Consider the following 20203-nt stretch of genomic DNA (forward strand, 5'->3'; position numbering starts at 1 on the left):
GTGGAGAACGGACCGCAGGCCGGGCCCGCCGGGCGGGCGGTCACGGCGGGGCCGAGGCGGACCGTGCGGCACCTCGGGGTCGCCTGGTCGATGTGCTGGCGGGCGGGACCGTGGCACGCGCTGGCGTACTCGCTCGTCACCGTCGTCCTCGGCCTGCTGCCCACCGCCACGGCATGGCTGACGAAACTCGTCGTGGACGACCTGGCCGGCGGACGACCGGAACACATGCTGGAGTTGGCGGCGGGCCTGGCCGCCGTGGGCCTCGCGGCCGGTGTGCTGCCGCACCTGAGCGGTTACCTGCAGAACGAACTGGGCCGCCGGCTGGACCGCTTGATGCAGGACCGCCTGTACGGCGCCGTCAACCGGCTCCAGGGGCTGTCCCGGTTCGAGAACCCCGGGTTCCGTAACGACCTCAACATGGCCATGCAGGCGTCCGGGGGCGGGCTCGGCCCCGTCACCACGGGCCTGTTCGACACCGCGCGCAACGTCATCACGCTCGTGAGCCTGCTCGGGACGCTGGCGCTGCTGAGCCCGTCGATGGCCGCACTCGTCACGGTGGCCGCCGTCCCCGCGCTCCTCGCGCGGCTCTCCCTGTCCCGGCGCAGGGTCGGCATGCTCGCGGGAGTCTCCCCCGCGGTCCGCCGCCAGGTCTTCTACTCGCTGCTTCTCACCGACGTCCGCAGCGCGATGGAGACCCGGCTGTTCGGCCTCGGCGACTTCCTCAAGGGGCGCATGCTCACGGAGCTCGCGATCCGGCAGGAGGGCGAACAGCGGCTCGACCGCCAGGAGGCGCGGACGCAGTCCCTCCTCGCGCTGCTGTCCACGGTGGTCGCGGGACTGGGACTCGTGTGGGCGGTGCGGGCCGCCACGACCGGGGCCCTGAGCGTGGGCGACGTGACGGCGTTCGTCGCCGCCGTGGCCGGTACCCAGGCCGCCCTGACCGGTCTGGTGGACAACGTCGCGATGGCGCACGAGGCGCTGCTCGTCTTCGGGTACCACGACAAGGTGATGTCGCTCCCCGACGACCTGCCGTCGGCGGACCCTTCGGGGCGACTGCCGGCCCTGCGCCGGGGCATCGAACTGCGCGGCGTCTGGTTCCGGTACGCCGAGGACCATCCGTGGATTCTCCAGGGCGTCGACCTGACCGTCCCGCACGGAACCGCGGTCGCCCTCGTCGGGCTGAACGGCGCGGGGAAAAGCACCCTGATCAAACTGCTCTGCCGTTTCTACGATCCGACCCAAGGGGCGATCTACTGGGACGGAGTGGACATCCGCGACGTGCCGCCGGCCGAACTGCGCCGTCGTATAGGCGTGTTGTTCCAGGACTACATGTGTTACGACCTGACGGCGGCGGAGAACATCGGCGTCGGGGAACTCCAGGCGCTCGACGACCGCCCGCGACTGCGCGAGGCCGCCCGGCTCGCCGATGCCGACGGCACCGTGGAGCGGCTGCCCCGTGGCTACGACACCATGCTCAGCCGCATATTCGCCGACCAGGCCGAGGACGACCCGCAGTCCGGGGTCGTGCTCTCCGGCGGCCAGTGGCAGCGGCTGGCGCTCGCCCGCACCCTGCTGCGCGACGACCGGGACCTGCTGATCCTGGACGAGCCCAGTGCCGGCCTGGACGCCCAGGCGGAGGCGGAGATCCACGCCCGGCTGCGCAAACACCGGGCGGGGCGCACCAGCCTGCTCGTCTCCCACCGGCTCGGCGCGGTCCGAGAGGCGGACGCGATCGTCGTGCTGGAGGGCGGCCGGATCGTGGAAAGGGGAACGCACGAGCAGCTCATGGCCGGGGAGGGCGAGTACGCGCGTCTGTTCGCCATCCAGGCCGAGGGCTATCGCGCCCCGGACGCACCCGAGGCCGTGGACGCCCCGGACGCACCGCAGGCCCCGGACGCACCGGCTCGTCCGGACGTGGCGGACCGGCCCGGGGCACCGGCGGCGGAGCCGTCGCACGCGGTCATATCGCCGATCGGCTGAGCACCGGCTCCCTGTAGCGGACCTGGTCGCGGGCGGCGAGCTCTCTCGCGTACAGGCCCGCGAGATCAGGCATCCGGAACCCCTCGCGCGCCACCGGAGTGAGCAGCCCGACGGTCACCAGGCAGTCCAGGGCCCGCTCGGTGGCCGGCAGGGCGGCGCCGATGGCCTCGGCGGCGCGCGTCGCGCTGAAGGGCGCCTCGAGGGTGCACAGCCGGCGGAACGCCCGTGCGGCGGCGCGGTGTTCGGGGTCGTGGGCCGACAGCTCCCGGTAGCTCCTGGCGTACGACGAGCGCATCGTCAGGTCGGCGACCCGTAATTCGTCGAGAGTGCGCGCCGGGTCGCGCAGCCGGGCGGCGAGTCCGGCGAGGCTCCCCTGCGGGCGGCCGGCGCAGCGGGCGCCCGCGATGCTGAGCGCGAGGGGGTTTCCGTGGCAGAGCCGTGCGATCTCCCGCGCCGCCCGGGGCTCCGCGGTGACGCGCGGGTCCCCGGCCAGCAGGGACAGCAGGCGGACGGAGTTCGTTTCGTCCAGGGGGTCCACCGGCACATGCACCGCGTCCAGCGCGGGCAGGACGCTCCGGCTCGTGACCAGCACCGCGCACCCCGGGCCTGCGGGCAGCAGCGGAAGGACTTGGCCGCGGTGGAAGGCGTTGTCGACGACCACGAGGACGCGCCGGCCCGCGACCATGGACTGGTAGTAGGCCGAGACCTCGGAGAGGGCGGTCGGCACGTCCGCCCTGGGCATGCCGAGCGAGCGGAGGAAGTGGCGCAGCACGGTGACCGGGGTCAGGGGGCCGGCGCCGGCCCGCGGGCTGTCGAGATCGACGTAGAGCTGGCCGTCGGGGTAGTCCGCGGCGGCCCGGTGGGCGACGTGCAGGGCCAGCGCCGACTTCCCGCGTCCGGCCGGCCCGTGCAGTACCACGACCGGCGCCCCGGCGGTCGTCCCGTCCCGGGTGCGCAGGGCGTCCCGCACCAGGGACGTCTCGTGCGCCCGTCCGGTGAACGGCCCGGGAGCCCGGGGGAGCTGGCGCGGCACCGTACCGGTGGCCGGGTGCGCGGGCCGCGCCGTCGTCAGAGCGGTGACCTCCGGGACGGACATCGGATCCGGTTCCCGGCGCAGCACGGCCTGTTGGGTGCGGCACAGCTCCGGCCCCGGGTCCAGGCCGAGTTCGTTGCGCAGCGTTTCGCGGGCGTCGGTGAAGGCGGCGAGCGCGCCGGCCGTGTCGCCGCTGTGGTGCAGGGCGAGCATCAGGCGGCTGCGCAGCCGTTCGCGCAGGGGATGCCGGCGCACGGCCCGGCGCAGGGTGTCGACCACGGCCGCCCCGGTACCGCGCGCGAGTTCCACGTCCGCCTGTGCCTCGATCGCGCTCAGGTACCGCTGGGTGAGGTCCGCCGCGATGCCCTCCAGGGCGGGTCCTTTGACGACGTTCTCCAGTGGCGCCCCGTGCCAGAGTGCCAGGGCGCCGCCCAGTGCGCGGGTGGCCCCCGCCAGGTCGTGCCCGGCCGCCGCCTGCCGTGCCCGCTCGACGAGGGCCTCGAAGCGGGCGATGTCGGTCTCGCCGTCGTCCGTCCGGAGCGCGTAGCCGGAGCGGGACGTGATCAGCCGGGGGTGCGTGCCGTCCGCGGCGGGCGGCAGGAGCCGGCGCAACTGCATCACATACGTGCGCAGATTGGGCACCGCCGACCGGGGCGGGGTGCCGCCCCAGAGTTCTTCCACGAGGGCGGGCACGGAGACGACGCCGCCCCGGTGGGCGACCAGCATCGCGAGAATGGTGCGCTGTTTGTCAGCGGCTATACGGACGGTCTGGCCACCGTCCACGATTTCCAGCGGGCCGAGGGCCCGGAACTCGACGGTCATGCTTGTGGCTGTCCCCCGGTATGTGATTTTTACAAAGCACTGCCGCCCAGTCGGCGGACCGCTACGCCCATGATCCGGTCGGCCTCGAAAAATCCCCGATGACGGGAATCAATACTGTCCGGATTATCGCCGAGCACCACCAGCCGCCCGTCCGGGACCTCGGTGAGGTCTCCGCCTCCCGGTATTCCTTCCGGAATACGGTCCCCGGGAAGCGCGGCGGCCCGCTTGATGTTCCATGCGCGGTCGCTCAGCGGTTCGTAGTCGCCCGTCCTTCGCGGGGGCTGCAGTACGACGATGTCCCCGGTCCGCACCTGGTCGACGGTGCGGCGTTCCACCACCACCCGGTCGCCGGGCGAAAGCGTCGGCGCCATGCTGGTGCCTTCCACGGTGACCACGGTGTATCGGCCGCGTATGCGGAGCGCGGCAAGGACGGCGCCGGCGAGGCCGACAAGGAACCCAACGGCAATCAACAGAACAGGCACAGACACCCCCCGTGGGTTCCGCCGGTCGGTGTGATCGTGCCCGCCCGCCGTATTGCCTGTCAATGTATTTCTTCTTGCCCTCGCGGGAAACCCGGGGGTGCGTCGCGCCCTGTTCGCCCCCTTTGCAATTCGCGTGGAAGTTGGGTGGCTATGGGTGTATCGGGCGGTTCGCTGGACACGGTTTGCGGACCGGTCTCTTCCGCTCGCTGTATCCGAACTGTACGAAGCGCCGTATCTGCCGTTGCTACGGTCGAATCTGCTTCTTCCGGCAGTGCGTACTCGAAAGGAAACGGCAGTGATGGGATTCATGGGGACGATGGGCGACAAGATTCTGGGCAGGCTCGTGCCCAAGGCCGTGGCCCAGGCGGACACCACCTTCGAGAAGATCTGCTACTGCAGCCAGCGCAACAGCTTCTACTACCGGCAGATCTGCCATGTGGTCGGTGGCTACACCTCCTGCGGCACCTGCTACCTCAGCTCGCCCTGCCGGCCGTCGGCCTGACGGTGACATGGCGATCGGGCCGCGGACGCGCCGTCCGCGGCCCGATCGGCGCGCTGTTCGTCCGGAGGCCGCTCAGCCGTCGTCCCGCACCCGCTGCCGGGGGACGGCGGCGGCGTCCTTCAGGACCCCGAGAGAAGCTTCCCGCTCCTGAAGGACGGTCTGCCAGAGGATGCCCTGCTGCCCCTGGGGCGACCGCTCTGACAGATCTTGCAGTCGGTGAGGTTCTTCGAGCTGGCCACCGATCAGGTGACGGTCGATGAACCGCAACGAGCGAGGCCCCCGAGCTGTTGATCGAGATGTCTGACGTCTCAACCACGCTGCTCGGGGGCCTCGTTGGTCATCTATCCTGCCGCACTCGACCTGCCCCATGCGCTCGTGGAGTGGGTCACCATGCTTCTCGTCACCCGCGAGGGTGACCGGCGGTGCAAGCTCCGCCCGTCCCAACGCGCGACGGTGGCACTGGTGGTGTACCTGCGCGAACACACGACCCTGGCGAAGATCGCTGCTGGGTTCGGGATCAGCGAGTCCACCGCTCACGCCTACACCAGCGCAGTCATCCACCTGCTCGCCGAACGAGCGCCAGGTCTGCTGAAGGTCCTGCGCGAGGCCGATGTGGACTTCGTCCTGCTGGACGGCACGCTCGCCGAGTGCGACCGGATCGGCGACGGACGGGCCGACTACTCGGCCAAGCACCGCCGACACGGAGTGAACGTGTAGGTGGTCACCGACCCGGACGGCCGGCTGCTGTGGCTGTCACCCGCCCTGCCGGGCCGAGCTCACGACCTGACCGCTGCCCGTACACACCGGATCATCCGCATCTGCGAGCGCCAGGGCGTTCCCGTCCTGGCCGACCTCGCCTACCAGGGCGGCGGCCCTTGGCTGACCACGGGCATCAAACGCAGACCCCTGCAAGAACTCACCCTCACCGAGAAGACCGTCAACCGAGCCCTGGCCGCGACACGGGCATCGGTCGAACGCGGCGTCGCACGACTGAAGTCCTGGCGGATCTTCCGCAGATCCCGATGCAGCCCAAACCGCATGACGTCAATCGCCAAAGCCATCCTCACCCTGGAGCGGCAATGCTGAAGAAGCTCAGTGAAGATTGATGCCACGATCTTGGGATGGCTGGCGTGATCACGGTGCCGGAGTCGCCCTGGACAACCCCGTTCACCGGGCTCGGCCCGCGGCAGTTCACCAGGCTGGTTGCCGCACTGCGGTGCGAGGGTGGCGACGCGGTGGGGCGAGGCTGGGCCTGGGGTCAGCCGCGAGATTATTGACGGGACAGACTCAAGGGGGGCCGATACCGCTTCGCGATGCGGCCCCGCGCTCGTCCGGGGTCGCGTTGCTTTGGCGGGGCTCACCTGCGGCAATGCCTCAAGATCCCGTCCACGCCTCGTCCATAGACCCTGACATGAAGCCGCTTCGGGCTGCACTCGTCTGCACATACGCGAAGACCCCGGCCTCAGCGTTTCCGCTGGTGACGGGGTCTTTGGGCACCTCATACAGGGTGCCCCCGGCAGGATTCGAACCTGCGCACACGGCTCCGGAGGCCGTTGCTCTATCCCCTGAGCTACGGGGGCGTGTCGGGCGCGGTGTTCGCGGCGACGGGTAGAACCCTACCAGCTCTTTCGGGGGTGATTGCCACGGGTTTTGGTGGTCGGAGGCGTCGTGTTGTGAGGGGTCGGGTGGGCAGGCCGGGGGTGTCCGGGAGGGCTGGCTGGGGGAGCGGTGCGGGTCCCGCAGGGGTGGAAGTCGGGAAAACCCGGACGCGGCGGTGGGCGCGGACCTACTCTCGAGTTGTGCCAGGCGCGTCCGGCCGGGTGCTTGTTGTGGACGACAACAAGGTCATCCGGCAGCTGATCAGGGTCAACCTCGAACTGGAGGGTCTCGAGGTCGTGACCGCGGCCGACGGTGCCGAATGCCTGGACGTCATCCATCAGGTGCAGCCCGATGTCGTCACCCTCGACGTCGTGATGCCCCGGCTCGACGGACTCCGGACCGCCGCCCGTCTCCGTGCCGACCCGCGCACGCGGAACGTGCCCCTCGCCATCGTGAGCGCCTGCACCCAGCACGAGGTCGACAGCGGCCTCGACGTCGGCGTCGACGCCTTCCTCGCGAAGCCGTTCGAACCCTCCGAACTCGTACGGGTCGTCCGGCAGTTGATGGACCGACGTGAGCCCGACCGCGAGCGTGCCATGAGTGTGGGGAGCCACGAGGGGACTGCGGGCGGTGGTCGTGAGGGCGCCTCACCCGACCCGTCCTTCGAGGACTCCTCTTTCGACGCGGATCCCTTCGGCGGGCGTCGCTTCGACGACGCCTTCGGGACGGGCAGCGGGCCCGACGCCGGCCTCGGCCTCGACGAAACCGAGCGCGCCGGACGCGCCGGGCACTGACCGAGGGCGCCTGTTGTTCTGATCAGCGTCCCGCCCTGATCAGTGCCGCTCTTCCTGCTCGGCACCCTCACCTGATCAGCGCCGTCGTCCTGATCGTCGTCGGTAGCTCCCGTAGCTCCCGTAGCTCCCGTAGCTCCCGTGGCTCCCGTGGCTGCGGTGGCTGCGGTGGCTCCGGTCAACCGAGGACCCCAGCCCCACCAGCCTGCCCGTAGAGCCAAGATCCCGGCGCCAGCCCCAGCCGCTGCAGGCCCTCAGCCTCCTCGCCCCACGACCACACCGATACCCCCGCCGGGCACAGCCCCCGCCCCGCCGCGGGCACCCGCCCCCACCCCGAGACCGCACCCGACCCCCACCCCCACCCCCGACCCCTAACCCCCACCCCGTCCACATCCCGGACCCCACCCCAAACCCATTAGCCTCCCCACCCCCCTCCTCCCATACGCTTGTCCCGTGACCCCCGTCGAGCTGTCCCGGACCGTGCTGTGCGCGGTGCGGCGTGCTGTCGATTCGGGGGAGCTGAATGTGGCCGTGCCCGCACGGGTCGTGGTGACGGTGCCGGGGCCCGGGGGGTGCGGGGACTACGCGACCAACGTCGCGTTGCAGCTCGCGCGGCCCGCCGGGCGGCCCGCGCGGCAGGTCGCCGAGATCCTGCGGCCGCACATCGGCGGCGCGCCCGGCGTCGCGGGCGTCGAGATCACCGGGCCCGGTTTCCTGAACATCAGCCTCGGCCGCGAGGCCTCCGCCGCCCTGGTGGCGGACGTGCTGGCACGGGGCGCCGAGTACGGACACGGTGACGCCCTCGCCGGACAGGTCGTCGAGCTGCGCGTGCCGTTCGACACCCGTGCCGAGGTCGTCGCCGACGCGCTGGTGCGGATCGTCGCCACCCAGGGCGGTCGCGCCGAGGTACGCCACGTCGAGCGGGTGAACCTGCGACCGGTGCCCGCACCGGAGGACCGGGCACGGATCGCCGGCACCCCGGACGGTCGTGGCGTCGCCCCCCAGGGCGGTCGTGTCATCGCCGCCCAGGATGGTCGTGGCGTCGCCCCCCAGGGCGGCCGTGTCATCGCCACCCAGAACGGTCACGCCGTCGGCACCCCGACCGGTCGCGCCGAGGTGCGGCACGCCGAGGTGCACCACCACGCCGCCCCGGTGAACCTGCGCCCCGTGCCCGCCCCGGAGGACCCCGCTCCGCTCGGTGCGGACGCCGCCCGCTGGGCCCTGCTGCACCCGGCACCGCACGACCGGCCCCGGATCAGCGCGGACCACCTCGTCCAGCGCGAGAGCAACCCTCTCTTCCGGGTCCGTTACGCCCACGCCCGCACCCGGGCCCTGCTTCGCAACGCCGCGGCGCTCGGCTACACCGGCGCCCCCGGCGACGTACACGACCTGGACCGGGCCGGGGACCTGCTCGGCGCCCTCGCCGAGTACCCGCACGCCCTGCGCGTCGCCGCGACCGACCGCACCCCCGACCGGCTCGCCCGGCACCTCGTCGTCACCGCCGATGCCCTGCTCGCCGTCCAGCACACCGTGCTGCCGCTCGGCGACGAGAAACCCATGGCCGCCCACCGCGCCCGGCTGGCGCTCGCCGACGCCGCCGGGACGGTGCTGGCCGGCGGCCTGTCCCTGCTCGGCATCAGCGCACCCGACCACCTCTGACTGCCTCAGACACCGCAGAAAGCCGACACCTGAGATGAGCCGTTCCGCACACCCCGCCGGGCCCCGTCACGCCGATGTGCTTCCCGAGGGCCACTACACCGCGCCGCCCGCCGACCTCAACGCCCTCGACCCGAAGGTCTGGTCCCACACCGTGACCCGTACGGCCGACGGGGTCGTCAGTGTCGGCGGTATCGAAGTCACCCGGCTCGCCGAGGAGTTCGGCACGCCCGCCTACTTCCTGGACGAGGCCGACTTCCGGGAGCGCGCCCGTGCCTGGCGTACCGCGTTCGGGCACGACGCCGACGTCTTCTACGCGGGGAAGGCCTTCCTGTCGCGTGCCGTCGTGCGCTGGCTGCACGAGGAGGGCCTCAACCTCGACGTGTGCTCGGGCGGCGAGCTGGCCACCGCGCTCTCGGCCGGCATGCCCGCCGACCGCATCGCCTTCCACGGCAACAACAAGTCGGAGACCGAGATCCGCGCGGCGATCGAGGCCGGGGTCGGGCGCATCGTCCTCGACTCCTTCCAGGAGATCGTGCGGGTCTCGCACATGGCGCAGTCGCTCGGCAAGCGGCAGCGGGTGCAGATCCGTGTCACCGTGGGCGTCGAGGCGCACACCCACGAGTTCATCGCCACGGCGCACGAGGACCAGAAGTTCGGCATCGCGCTCGCCGACGGGCAGGCCGCGGAGGCGGTGCGCCGGGCCCTGAATCTGGACGGCCTGGAACTCGTCGGGATCCACAGCCACATCGGTTCGCAGATCTTCGACATGGCGGGCTTCGAGGTCGCGGCCCGGCGCGTGGTGGGGCTGCTCGCCGCCGTCCGTGACGAGCACGGCATCGAGCTGCCCGAGATCGACCTCGGCGGCGGTCTCGGTATCGCGTACACCAGTGAGGACGACCCGCGCGAGCCGCACGAGATCGCCAAGGCGCTGAGCGAGATCGTGACGCGGGAGTGCGAGGCCGCGAGGCTTCAGACGCCTCGGATCTCGGTGGAGCCGGGCCGGGCGATCGTGGGCCCGACCGCCTTCACGCTCTACGAGGTCGGCACGATCAAGCCCCTCGACGGGCTGCGTACGTACGTCTCGGTGGACGGGGGCATGTCCGACAACATCCGTACGGCGCTGTACGACGCCGAGTACAGCGTCGCGCTGGTGTCGCGCACCTCGGACGCCGACCCGATGCTCGCCCGTGTCGTCGGCAAGCACTGCGAGAGCGGCGACATCGTCGTGAAGGACGCCTTCCTGCCCTCCGACCTGGCTCCGGGCGATCTCATCGCGGTGCCGGCGACCGGGGCGTACTGCCGTTCCATGGCCAGCAACTACAACCACGCGCTGCGCCCGCCGGTCGTCGCCGTGCAGGACGGGGCGGCCCGGGTGATCGTGCGGCGCGAGACGGAGGAGGACCTGCTGCGCCTCGACGTGGGCTGAGCGGCGTTCGAACCGGTGTCGGTGATGTCGGCCGAGCGGTGGCCTGTCCGGGAACTCGGCCGACATCGGGGGACGCCGGCTGAGAAGCTTGACCTGCGGCGGAAGATCTCCTGCGGTCCGCCGCCGGAAAAATGAAATAGACGTCTCACGATCCGGACGATGGATAGAAACTCCAGTCCGGTGAGTGAGACTGGTCGAACCGAGAACGGTATGAGGAAACGAGGTCGGATGATGCGTACGCGTCCGCTGAAGGTGGCGCTGCTGGGCTGTGGGGTTGTCGGCTCAGAGGTGGCGCGCATCATGACGACGCACGCCGACGATCTCGCCGCCAGGATCGGAGCCCCGGTCGAGCTCGCGGGTGTCGCCGTCCGGCGCCCCTCGAAGGTCCGGGAGGGCATCGCGCCCGAGCTGGTCACCACGGACGCCACCGCGCTCGTCAAACGCGGGGACCTCGACGTCGTCGTCGAGGTCATCGGCGGCATCGAGCCCGCCCGTACGCTCATCACCACCGCCTTCGAGCACGGTGCCTCCGTCGTCTCCGCGAACAAGGCGCTCCTCGCCCAGGACGGCGCGGCTCTGCACGCCGCGGCCGACGAGCACGGCAGGGACCTCTACTACGAGGCCGCCGTCGCCGGTGCCATCCCGCTGATCCGCCCGCTGCGCGAGTCCCTCGCCGGCGACAAGATCAACCGCGTGATGGGCATCGTCAACGGCACGACGAACTTCATCCTCGACAAGATGGACTCCACCGGCGCCGGCTACCAGGAGGCCCTCGACGAGGCCACCGCGCTCGGGTACGCCGAGGCCGACCCGACCGCCGACGTCGAGGGGTTCGACGCGGCCGCCAAGGCCGCCATCCTCGCCGGGATCGCCTTCCACACGCGCGTGCGCCTCGACGACGTCTACCGCGAGGGCATGACCGAGGTCACCGCCGCGGACTTCGCCTCGGCGAAGGAGATGGGCTGCACCATCAAGCTGCTCGCCATCTGCGAGCGGGCCGCCGACGGCGGGTCGGTCACCGCGCGCGTGCACCCCGCGATGATTCCGCTGAGTCACCCCCTCGCCTCCGTGCGCGGCGCGTACAACGCCGTGTTCGTCGAGTCCGACGCGGCCGGGCAGCTCATGTTCTACGGGCCGGGTGCGGGCGGCGCCCCCACGGCCTCCGCGGTCCTCGGCGACCTGGTCGCCGTGTGCCGCAACAAGCTCAACGGCGCGACCGGACCGGGTGAGTCCGCATACGCCGCGCTGCCGGTCTCGCCCATGGGCGACGTCGTCACCCGCTACCACATCAGCCTCGATGTGGCCGACAAGCCGGGTGTTCTCGCCCAGGTCGCCACCGTCTTCGCCGAGCACGGTGTGTCGATCGATACGGTTCGCCAGCAGGGCAAGGACGGCGAGGCCTCCCTCGTCGTCGTCACCCACCGTGCGTCCGACGCGTCCCTCACCGGGACCGTCGAGGCGCTGCGCAGCCTCGACACCGTGCGGGGTGTCGCCAGCATCATGCGGGTTGAAGGAGAGTAACCAGCAATGACCCACCAGTGGCGCGGAATCATCGAGGAGTACCGGGACCGGCTGCCGGTATCCGACAGCACGCCGGTCGTGACGCTCCGTGAGGGCGGTACGCCGCTCGTGCCCGCGCAGGTGCTCTCCGAGCGCACGGGCTGCGAGGTCCACCTCAAGGTGGAGGGCGCCAACCCGACCGGGTCCTTCAAGGACCGCGGTATGACCATGGCCATCACGAAGGCGAAGGAGGAGGGCGCGAAGGCCGTCATCTGCGCCTCCACGGGCAACACGTCCGCCTCCGCCGCGGCCTACGCGGTACGCGCCGGGATGGTCTCCGCCGTCCTGGTGCCGCAGGGCAAGATCGCGCTCGGCAAGATGGGCCAGGCCCTCGTGCACGGCGCGAAGATCCTCCAGGTCGACGGCAACTTCGACGACTGCCTCACGCTCGCCCGGTCGCTGTCCGACAACTACCCGGTGGCGCTGGTCAATTCGGTCAACCCGGTGCGTATCGAGGGCCAGAAGACCGCCGCTTTCGAGATCGTGGACATGCTCGGCGACGCGCCCGACATCCATGTGCTCCCGGTGGGCAACGCGGGCAACATCACCGCGTACTGGAAGGGGTACACGGAGTACGCCGCCGACGGCGTCGCGCAGCGGACCCCGCGCATGTGGGGTTTCCAGGCCTCCGGTTCCGCGCCCATCGTGCGCGGCGAGGTGGTCAAGGACCCGTCGACCATCGCCACCGCGATCCGCATCGGCAACCCCGCCTCGTGGAAGTTCGCGCTGGCGGCCCGGGACGAGTCGGGCGGTCTCATCGACGAGGTGACGGACCGTGAGATCCTGCGCGCCTACCGGCTGTTGGCCGCGCAGGAGGGCGTCTTCGTGGAGCCCGCGTCCGCCGCGTCCGTCGCCGGTCTGCTGAAGGCCGCAGAGCAGGGCATGGTCGACCCCGGCCAGACGATCGTCTGCACGGTCACCGGCAACGGCCTCAAGGACCCCGACTGGGCCGTCGCGGGCGCCCCGCAGCCGGTCACCGTCCCCGTGGACGCGGCGACGGCGGCGGAGCGGCTCGGCCTGGCGTGACCCCGCCCGCGGGGGCCGGTCCTTGCTGGTCCGCCCCCGCCGGCCGTGGTCCGGCCCGTACCGGCCGTCGGGTGCGGGCGCAGGCCCGATGCGGGTGTGCGCACCCGCCGGAAGCAGGGGCACGCACCGGGCGGAAGCGGGTGCGTGCACCGGCCGAAAGGCGCTCGCGGACCGACTTGGCGGAAAGCCGCCTGGCGTAAAGCCGCCACGTCGTCGCCGAAACGGCGCCGGGAGGCCCGGGAAACGGGCGGATCCCCTCGGGCACGGGTGGAAAATCGCCAGAAGCCGACGGAAACCGCCCGACGAAGGGGTCACCCTCGTGGCAACCCGACAGGGGGTGCACAGGGGGCTTACGACACGCATCGTGCGCCTCCTGTGCGCCCTATGTCGCCACAGAACCTTCCTTCGATAGGCTGTACCGAACCCGCCCGCCGCATATGCCGCGGTGCCGCGCCGTCATTGCGGCCTCCGGGTCTTCGGTACGTATCGCAGTTCATCGAGAATCTCGCACATCACGCAGCTCAAGGAGAGTCATCGAGCGATGGCCGGTCCAGCGTTCCGCGCCGCCGCCGTCCGGGTGCGCGTCCCCGCCACCAGTGCCAACCTCGGCCCGGGTTTCGACGCCCTCGGCCTGTCACTGGGGCTCTACGACGACGTGGTCGTCCGGGTGGCCGACTCCGGGCTGCACATCGACATCGCAGGTGAGGGCAGTGACACCCTGCCGCGCGACGAGAGCCACCTCCTCGTACGCTCCCTGCGCACCGCCTTCGACCTGCTGGGCGGACAGCCGCGCGGACTGGAGATCGTCTGCGCCAACCGCATCCCGCACGGACGGGGCCTCGGCTCCTCCTCCGCCGCCATCTGCGCCGGCATCGTCGCCGCGCGCGCGGTCACCATAGGAGGGGACACCAAGCTCGACGACACCGCGCTCCTGGAGCTCGCCACCGAGATCGAGGGACACCCCGACAACGTCGCGGCCTGTCTGCTCGGCGGCTTCACGCTCTCCTGGATGGAGGCCGGCGCGGCCCGTGCCATCAGGATGGATCCCGCCGATTCCATCGTTCCGGTGGTTTTCGTACCGGGAAAGCCGGTCCTCACCGAGACCGCGCGCGGACTGCTGCCGCGCACCGTGCCGCACGTCGACGCCGCCGCCAACGCGGGCCGTGCCGCGCTGCTCGTCGAGGCCCTCACCCGGCGCCCCGAGCTGCTGCTGCCCGCGACCGAGGACCGACTGCACCAGGAGTACCGGGCCCCGGCGATGCCGGAGAGCGCGGCACTGGTGGAGCGTCTGCGCGCGGACGGAATTCCCGCGGTGATTTCCGGCGCGGGCCCCACAGTCCTCGCTCTGGCGGACCGGGCGTCGGCCGACAAGGTCGCCGATCTCGCAGGTCAGGGCTGGGCCGCCAACCGGCTGGACCTCGACGCCCAAGGGGCGAGCGTGTTGCCGCTCGCGCCTGTCGGGGTCAATTGACGGCGCACGGTTGCCGGATTTGGAGAGGGGGAATGTTTGTTGGATCCGGTAGTGTTAACCTCAAGTCTGCACCCGACCCCACCATGGCGAGGTGCTTCGTGTCCCCGTCCGGGACAACCATTCTTCCGGGAGCCTCCCAAACTGCTTTGTGCCATGCATTGGGTGCTATGCGCTGAGCAGTGCTGAGCACGCTCCGGAACCGGCGTGACCGAGCCGATGACACCGCAATTCAGTGCCACGGGCCCGGAATCGTCATCACCAGATATGTCTTCCGCCGCTTTGGCGGACCACCGCCCCGGCACGGTCCACACAGCAAGGACCAACGTCGGACAGCACAACCGGTCGCCGAGCCAGACAGGCCGACGTCCGCTCCAGGGAAGGACCCTTCGTGAGCGACACCACCGATCTGATGGGCGCACGTGTCGAGGAGACCGCTGCCGCGCCCGCCACGGACGCCTCCGCGCCTGCCACCGGTGCCGGCTCCCGGCGGCGCCGCGGTACCGGCCTCGAGGGCATGGTGCTGGCCGAGCTGCAGCAGGTCGCATCCGGCCTCGGCATCAGGGGCACCGCGCGCATGCGCAAGAGCCAGCTGATCGAGGTCATCAAGGAGGCGCAGGCCGGGGGTGCTCCGGCAGCCAAGGCCGAGGCCGCCACCGAGACCAAGCCGAAGCGCCGGAGCACCTCGAAGGCTCGTACGGGCGAGGACGCCGCCGCTCCGGCCGAGAAGAAGGCCGAGAAGCCCGCCGCCGAGAAGGCCGTGGCTCAGCAGCAGATCGAGATTCCCGGCCAGCCGGCCAGCGAGGACGCCCCCGTGGAGCGCCGTCGTCGCCGTGCCACCGCCGAGGCCGGCAGCCCCGAGACGGTCGCCGCCGAGGCGAAGGGCGAGCCGAAGGCCGAGGCGAAGGCCGAGACGCAGGGCGAGGCCAGGACCGACACCGCCGAGGGCACCGACGGCCGTCAGGGCCGTCGCGACCGTCGTGACCGCGACCGGGGCGGCCGTGACCGCCGCGGCAAGGGCGACGAGCAGCAGGGCGGCGGCCAGCAGCGTCCGGACCGTCAGCAGCAGGGCGGTGGCGGTGGCCGCCAGGACCGTCAGCAGCAGCGTGACAACGGACCGCGGGTCGACGAGGACGACGACTTCGAGGGCGGCCGCCGCGGCCGGCGCGGGCGCTACCGGGACCGTCGTGGCCGTCGTGGCCGTGACGAGATCGCCGAGCCGCAGCTCGCCGAGGACGATGTCCTGATCCCCGTCGCGGGCATCCTCGACATCCTCGACAACTACGCCTTCATCCGTACGTCGGGCTACCTGCCGGGTCCCAACGACGTGTACGTCTCCCTCGCCCAGGTCCGCAAGAACGGCCTGCGCAAGGGTGACCACGTCACCGGTGCGGTCCGTCAGCCCAAGGAGGGTGAGCGCCGCGAGAAGTTCAACGCGCTGGTCCGCCTCGACTCCGTCAACGGCATGGCGCCCGAACACGGCCGCGGCCGCCCGGAGTTCACCAAGCTGACGCCGCTGTACCCGCAGGACCGGCTCCGCCTGGAGACCGACCCGGGCGTGCTGACCACCCGCATCATCGACCTCGTCGCGCCGATCGGTAAGGGCCAGCGCGGTCTGATCGTGGCCCCGCCGAAGACCGGCAAGACCATGATCATGCAGGCGATCGCCAACGCGATCACCCACAACAACCCCGAGTGCCACCTGATGGTCGTCCTTGTCGACGAGCGTCCGGAAGAGGTCACCGACATGCAGCGGTCGGTCAAGGGCGAGGTCATCTCCTCGACCTTCGACCGCCCGGCCGAGGACCACACCACGGTCGCCGAGCTCGCCATCGAGCGCGCCAAGCGCCTGGTGGAGCTGGGCCACGACGTCGTCGTGCTGCTCGACTCGATCACGCGTCTGGGCCGTGCGTACAACCTCGCCGCCCCGGCCTCCGGCCGCATCCTGTCCGGTGGTGTCGACTCGACGGCCCTCTACCCGCCGAAGCGCTTCTTCGGTGCCGCGCGCAACATCGAGGACGGCGGCTCGCTGACCATCCTGGCGACCGCGCTCGTCGACACCGGCTCCCGCATGGACGAGGTGATCTTCGAGGAGTTCAAGGGCACCGGCAACGCCGAGCTCAAGCTCGACCGGAAGCTCGCCGACAAGCGCATCTTCCCGGCGGTGGACGTCGACGCGTCCGGCACCCGTAAGGAAGAGATCCTGCTCGGCAGCGACGAGCTCGCCATCACCTGGAAGCTGCGCCGCGTGCTGCACGCGCTCGACCAGCAGCAGGCGATCGAGCTGCTGCTCGACAAGATGAAGCAGACGAAGTCGAACGCCGAGTTCCTGCTCCAGATCCAGAAGACGACGCCGATGCCGGGCAACGGCAACGACTAGTCCGTAGGACAAGCAGGACAAGGGCCGCCCCCGTCACGCAGGTGACGGGGGCGGCCCTTTGCGCTGCCCGGGGCAGGTGTACGATCTCGCTTCTTTCAGCATTCACTGAATTCCAGCATTGAATTCACCTGTCTCAGGGGGGACTTGAGTGGATACATCCATATCCGGCCGGGGTCGTCACAGACGTCGGATGCGCATCGTCGTGCCCGTCGCGGCGGCAGGCCTGGCGGCAGCGGTCGCCGGCGCGCTCCTGATGTCGTCCGCGAACGCCGCCACGTCGCTGCCCACGCCGACCGTCAAGCCCAGCACGTCCTCGCCCTCCCTGAGCGAGCTGACGAAGCGGGTCGCGGGAGCCGTGGCGGGCGACGACACCGCGGGCGAGACGACCAAGAAGTCGTCGCTGAGCGCGAGCACCGACAGCGCGAGCGTCGACCCGAAGATCATCGGCGGCAGCCAGACCACCATCACCACCGCCCCGTGGATGGCGCAGCTCTGGTACTACGACGACAAGGGCACCACGAGCGAGAGCGACGACCTCGGCTTCTTCTGCGGCGGCTCCGTCGTGTCGCCGACGAAGATCCTCACCGCCGCGCACTGCGTCAAGGGCTACGACTGGCACGCCAACGGCGCCGTCGTGACGGGCACCGCGCAGCTGCCGACCACCGACTCCTCCGGCAACACCGACCTGCACGGCGGCACCGTCTCGGGCGTCTGGCGGCAGTGGAACCACCCCTCGTACAGCTCGACGACCATCGACAACGACATCGCGGTCATCACGCTGGCGAGCCCCGTCAAGGCCAAGCCGATCCGCATGACGACGTCCGGTGACACCACCTCGTACGCGTCCGGCACCAAGGCCACGCTGTACGGCTGGGGCCGCACCAGCTCCACCAGCGAGGACATCTCCGAGACGCTGAAGACGGCCACGCTGCCCATCAAGTCCGACACCACCTGCGCCGGCTACTACGGCAGCGACTTCGTCAAGGGCCACATGGTCTGCGCGGGCGACGCGGCGACCGGCAGCGACACCGGGACCACCACGGCGTGCAACGGCGACTCCGGCGGCCCGCTGATCGTCGGCGGCCGTATCGTCGGCGTCGTCTCCTGGGGTGTGAAGGACTGCGTCGAGAAGGGCGCGTACAGCGTCTTCTCCAAGGTGAGCACGTACGTGGGCGCGGCCTGGCCGCGGGTGGAGGACACCAACCTCAGCGGCGACCACAAGGCCGACCTCTGGGTGCGCAACTCCTCCACGAAGACCGGGTACGAGAAGGACTCCAAGGGCACCTCGTTCGCCGCCCGTCAGTCGTGGGGGAACTGGAACGGCGTCAACGTCGTGCTCCAGACCGACCTGAACCGTGACGGCTACCAGGACCTCGTCGTCCGCGACAGCAGCAGCGGCAACGTCTACTGGTCGCACTACGTCCCGGCGAGCGAGAGCTGGTCCACCGACCAGATCTTCAGCAGCTGGGGCACCCGCACCCGGATCATCGCCCCCGGCGACATCACCGGCGACGGCCTGCCCGACATGCTCTCCGTCGACTCCGCCGGAGCGATGTGGGAGTACCCGGGCAAGGGCAACGGCACCTTCTCGGCGCGTATCCAGGTCCGCACCGGCTGGAACCAGTACAACTCCATCCGCGGGCACGGCGACTTCACCGGCGACGGCAAGGCCGACCTGATCGCGCGCAGCAAGACCGGCTCGTACGTCTACCTCTACAAGGGCACGGGCAAGACCGGCAGCGAGGCCTTCTCCAGCCGCATCAAGGTGCGCACCTGGAGCGGCTACAACGCCTTCGACGCCCCCGGTGACGTGACCGGCGACGGCAAGGCCGACTTCCTGGCCCGCACGCCCGGCGGCACGCTCTACCTGTACCCGGGCACCGGCAAGGCGACCACGGAGATCTTCGCCACAAGAATCTCGGTCGGCACCGATTTCAAGCAGTACGACATCTTCGGCTGAAATCGCAGGTGAGCGCGGGTTCGCCCGCTTTCGCCGGTGACGCAATGTGCCCATCGCGCCACGCGATGGGCACATTGCGTTGTGCAACCCTTTCCCGGGTTTCCCCGTCTGACCGTACGGAGTGACCATGGAGCGGTACCCGTAGTCACGACCTGATGGGCTTGGCCCTGAAAGCAGGGGGTAACCGACCGCAGACACAGGACTGAGGAGCACATGCCTGCCGAGAGCACGCCGGAACCCGGCATACCGGGGGAGCCCGGCACCAGCGCCCCGCGTCAGCGCGGGAAGGGCCGACGCCGCAAGGCACGCAGCACGCGGCGCAAGGCCCTCCTGATCACGGCGTGGACGGCCGCGGGTGTGGTCGTGCTGGGGGGTACCGGCGCGGGAATCCTGTACTTCAAGCTCAACGGCAACCTCAAGAACGTCGACATCAACGGCGCCCTCGGCACGGACCGGCCGACGAAGGTCGACAACGGCTCGGAGAACATCCTCGTCCTGGGCTCCGACACACGCTCCGGCAGCAACAAGAAGCTCGGCGGCGGCGCCGACGACGGCAGCGCCCGCTCCGACACGGCGATGATCGTGCACGTGTACAAGGGCCACAAGAAGGCGAGCGTCGTCTCCATACCCCGCGACACCCTCGTCGAGCGGCCCTCCTGCACCGACCCCGAGGGCGTCACCCACGACGCGGCCTCCGGCGTGATGTTCAATTCCGCCTACTCGACCGGCGGCGCCGCCTGCGCGGTCAAGACCGTCGAGTCCATGACCGGCATCCGCATGGACCACTACCTCGAGGTCGACTTCAGCGGCTTCCAGAAGCTCATCGACGACCTGGGCGGGGTGGACATCACCACCACCAAGGACATCTCCGACCCGGACAGCCACCTGCATCTGAAGGCCGGCCGGCACACGCTCGACGGCGAGCAGGCACTCGGCCTGGTCCGCACCCGGCACGGCGTGGGTGACGGCTCCGACCTCGGCCGCATCCAGCTCCAGCAGGCCTTCATCAAGGCCCTGGTGCAGCAGGTCAAGGACGTCGGCGTGCTGACCAGCCCGAAGAAGCTGTACGACCTCGCCGACACCGCGACCAGGACCGTCACCACCGACTCCGAGATCGGTTCGGTCGCCGAGCTCGCGTCCTTCGCCGACGGCCTCAAGGGCATCAACTCGTCCCGCATGACCATGGTGACGATGCCGGTCCAGTACGACGCCGCGGACGCCAACCGCGTCCTCGTCGACAAGGCCAAGTCGAAGCTGGTGTGGGACGCCCTGAAGAACGACCGGGCGATCCCCGCGGCGGCCACCAAGGGCACCGCCACCGGCTCCGCCAAGGGCGTCGTCACCTCCTGAGACGCCGGGCCGGCTCCCGAGGCGTACGCCGGGGCTCGTGGAAGCGCCCCGAAGAGGCCGGGGAGAGTCCGGGGAGAGGTCCGGGGGCGGTCCAGGGAAGGCCTGGGTGCGGTCCGGGGACGGGCGCGGGGAGGGCTCGCGAGCGGCCGGGAGACGACCCGGGAG

At 70.8% G+C, this 20203-nt stretch carries 13 protein-coding genes, 1 tRNA gene and 2 pseudogenes; 13 read left to right on the forward strand and 3 right to left on the reverse strand.

Features of this window, described 5'->3' with window-relative positions; all coding sequences use genetic code 11:
• Nucleotides 1-1980, forward strand: coding sequence for an ABC transporter ATP-binding protein (locus tag ACSYGO_RS31070; protein WP_460388450.1), 1980 nt, complete (start codon nt 1-3; stop codon nt 1978-1980).
• On the opposite strand, the gene ACSYGO_RS31075 is transcribed toward ACSYGO_RS31070, so the two are convergent.
• A complete protein-coding gene (locus ACSYGO_RS31075) occupies nt 1961-3835 on the reverse strand; it encodes an AfsR/SARP family transcriptional regulator (protein ID WP_460388452.1) in 1875 nt (624 codons plus the stop codon). The genes ACSYGO_RS31070 and ACSYGO_RS31075 overlap by 20 nt on opposite strands.
• A gap of 29 nt (nt 3836-3864) precedes the next feature.
• On the reverse strand, nt 3865-4317 hold the full coding sequence (locus tag ACSYGO_RS31080; RefSeq protein WP_263212629.1) for a S26 family signal peptidase: 453 nt from the start codon (nt 4315-4317) through the stop codon (nt 3865-3867).
• Between the two features lie 298 nt (nt 4318-4615).
• On the opposite strand from ACSYGO_RS31080, the gene ACSYGO_RS31085 reads away from it, so the two are divergent.
• The 3 genes and pseudogenes from ACSYGO_RS31085 to ACSYGO_RS31095 all read left to right on the forward strand — a co-directional run.
• The gene (locus ACSYGO_RS31085) at nt 4616-4819 is read left to right on the forward strand and encodes a hypothetical protein (protein ID WP_263212631.1); all 204 of its coding nucleotides are present in this window, start codon (nt 4616-4618) and stop codon (nt 4817-4819) included.
• A 333-nt stretch (nt 4820-5152) separates the two neighbouring features.
• Nucleotides 5153-5905 (forward strand): annotated as a pseudogene (locus ACSYGO_RS31090) (transposase).
• 35 nt (nt 5906-5940) lie between these two features.
• Nucleotides 5941-6075, forward strand: a pseudogene (locus ACSYGO_RS31095) (IS5/IS1182 family transposase); the annotation flags it as partial.
• A 252-nt stretch (nt 6076-6327) separates the two neighbouring features.
• Here ACSYGO_RS31095 and ACSYGO_RS31100 read toward each other — a convergent pair.
• Nucleotides 6328-6399 (reverse strand) — tRNA-Arg (locus ACSYGO_RS31100).
• Nucleotides 6400-6564: 165 nt separating this feature from the next.
• Here ACSYGO_RS31100 and ACSYGO_RS31105 point away from each other — a divergent pair.
• From ACSYGO_RS31105 to ACSYGO_RS31145, 9 genes are all read left to right on the forward strand, one after another.
• On the forward strand, nt 6565-7212 hold the full coding sequence (locus tag ACSYGO_RS31105; protein WP_460388454.1) for a response regulator: 648 nt from the start codon (nt 6565-6567) through the stop codon (nt 7210-7212).
• 450 nt (nt 7213-7662) lie between these two features.
• Nucleotides 7663-8868 carry an ArgS-related anticodon-binding protein NrtL gene (nrtL, locus tag ACSYGO_RS31110; RefSeq protein WP_460388456.1) on the forward strand — a complete coding sequence of 402 codons (1206 nt, stop codon included), beginning with the start codon at nt 7663-7665 and terminating at the stop codon, nt 8866-8868.
• Between the two features lie 34 nt (nt 8869-8902).
• Nucleotides 8903-10294, forward strand: a complete 1392-nt coding sequence (gene lysA, locus ACSYGO_RS31115; RefSeq protein WP_426682084.1) for a diaminopimelate decarboxylase — start codon at nt 8903-8905, stop codon at nt 10292-10294.
• Between the two features lie 228 nt (nt 10295-10522).
• Complete coding sequence (locus tag ACSYGO_RS31120; protein WP_345650257.1) at nt 10523-11815, forward strand: homoserine dehydrogenase; 1293 nt, start codon at nt 10523-10525, stop codon at nt 11813-11815.
• 6 nt (nt 11816-11821) lie between these two features.
• Nucleotides 11822-12880, forward strand: a complete 1059-nt coding sequence (gene thrC / locus ACSYGO_RS31125; RefSeq protein ID WP_426682085.1) for a threonine synthase — start codon at nt 11822-11824, stop codon at nt 12878-12880.
• A 541-nt stretch (nt 12881-13421) separates the two neighbouring features.
• Nucleotides 13422-14351 (forward strand): homoserine kinase, encoded by a 930-nt coding sequence (gene thrB, locus ACSYGO_RS31130; RefSeq protein ID WP_345650251.1) that lies wholly within the window; start codon nt 13422-13424, stop codon nt 14349-14351.
• A 388-nt stretch (nt 14352-14739) separates the two neighbouring features.
• Nucleotides 14740-16728, forward strand: coding sequence for a transcription termination factor Rho (rho, locus tag ACSYGO_RS31135; RefSeq protein ID WP_432174577.1), 1989 nt, complete (start codon nt 14740-14742; stop codon nt 16726-16728).
• Nucleotides 16729-16918: 190 nt separating this feature from the next.
• Nucleotides 16919-18688 carry a trypsin-like serine protease gene (locus ACSYGO_RS31140; protein WP_460388459.1) on the forward strand — a complete coding sequence of 590 codons (1770 nt, stop codon included), beginning with the start codon at nt 16919-16921 and terminating at the stop codon, nt 18686-18688.
• A 213-nt stretch (nt 18689-18901) separates the two neighbouring features.
• On the forward strand, nt 18902-20038 hold the full coding sequence (locus ACSYGO_RS31145) for an LCP family protein (RefSeq protein ID WP_426682088.1): 1137 nt from the start codon (nt 18902-18904) through the stop codon (nt 20036-20038).
• The last annotated feature ends 165 nt before the right edge of the window (nt 20039-20203 follow it).

Source organism: Streptomyces krungchingensis (assembly GCF_054729265.1).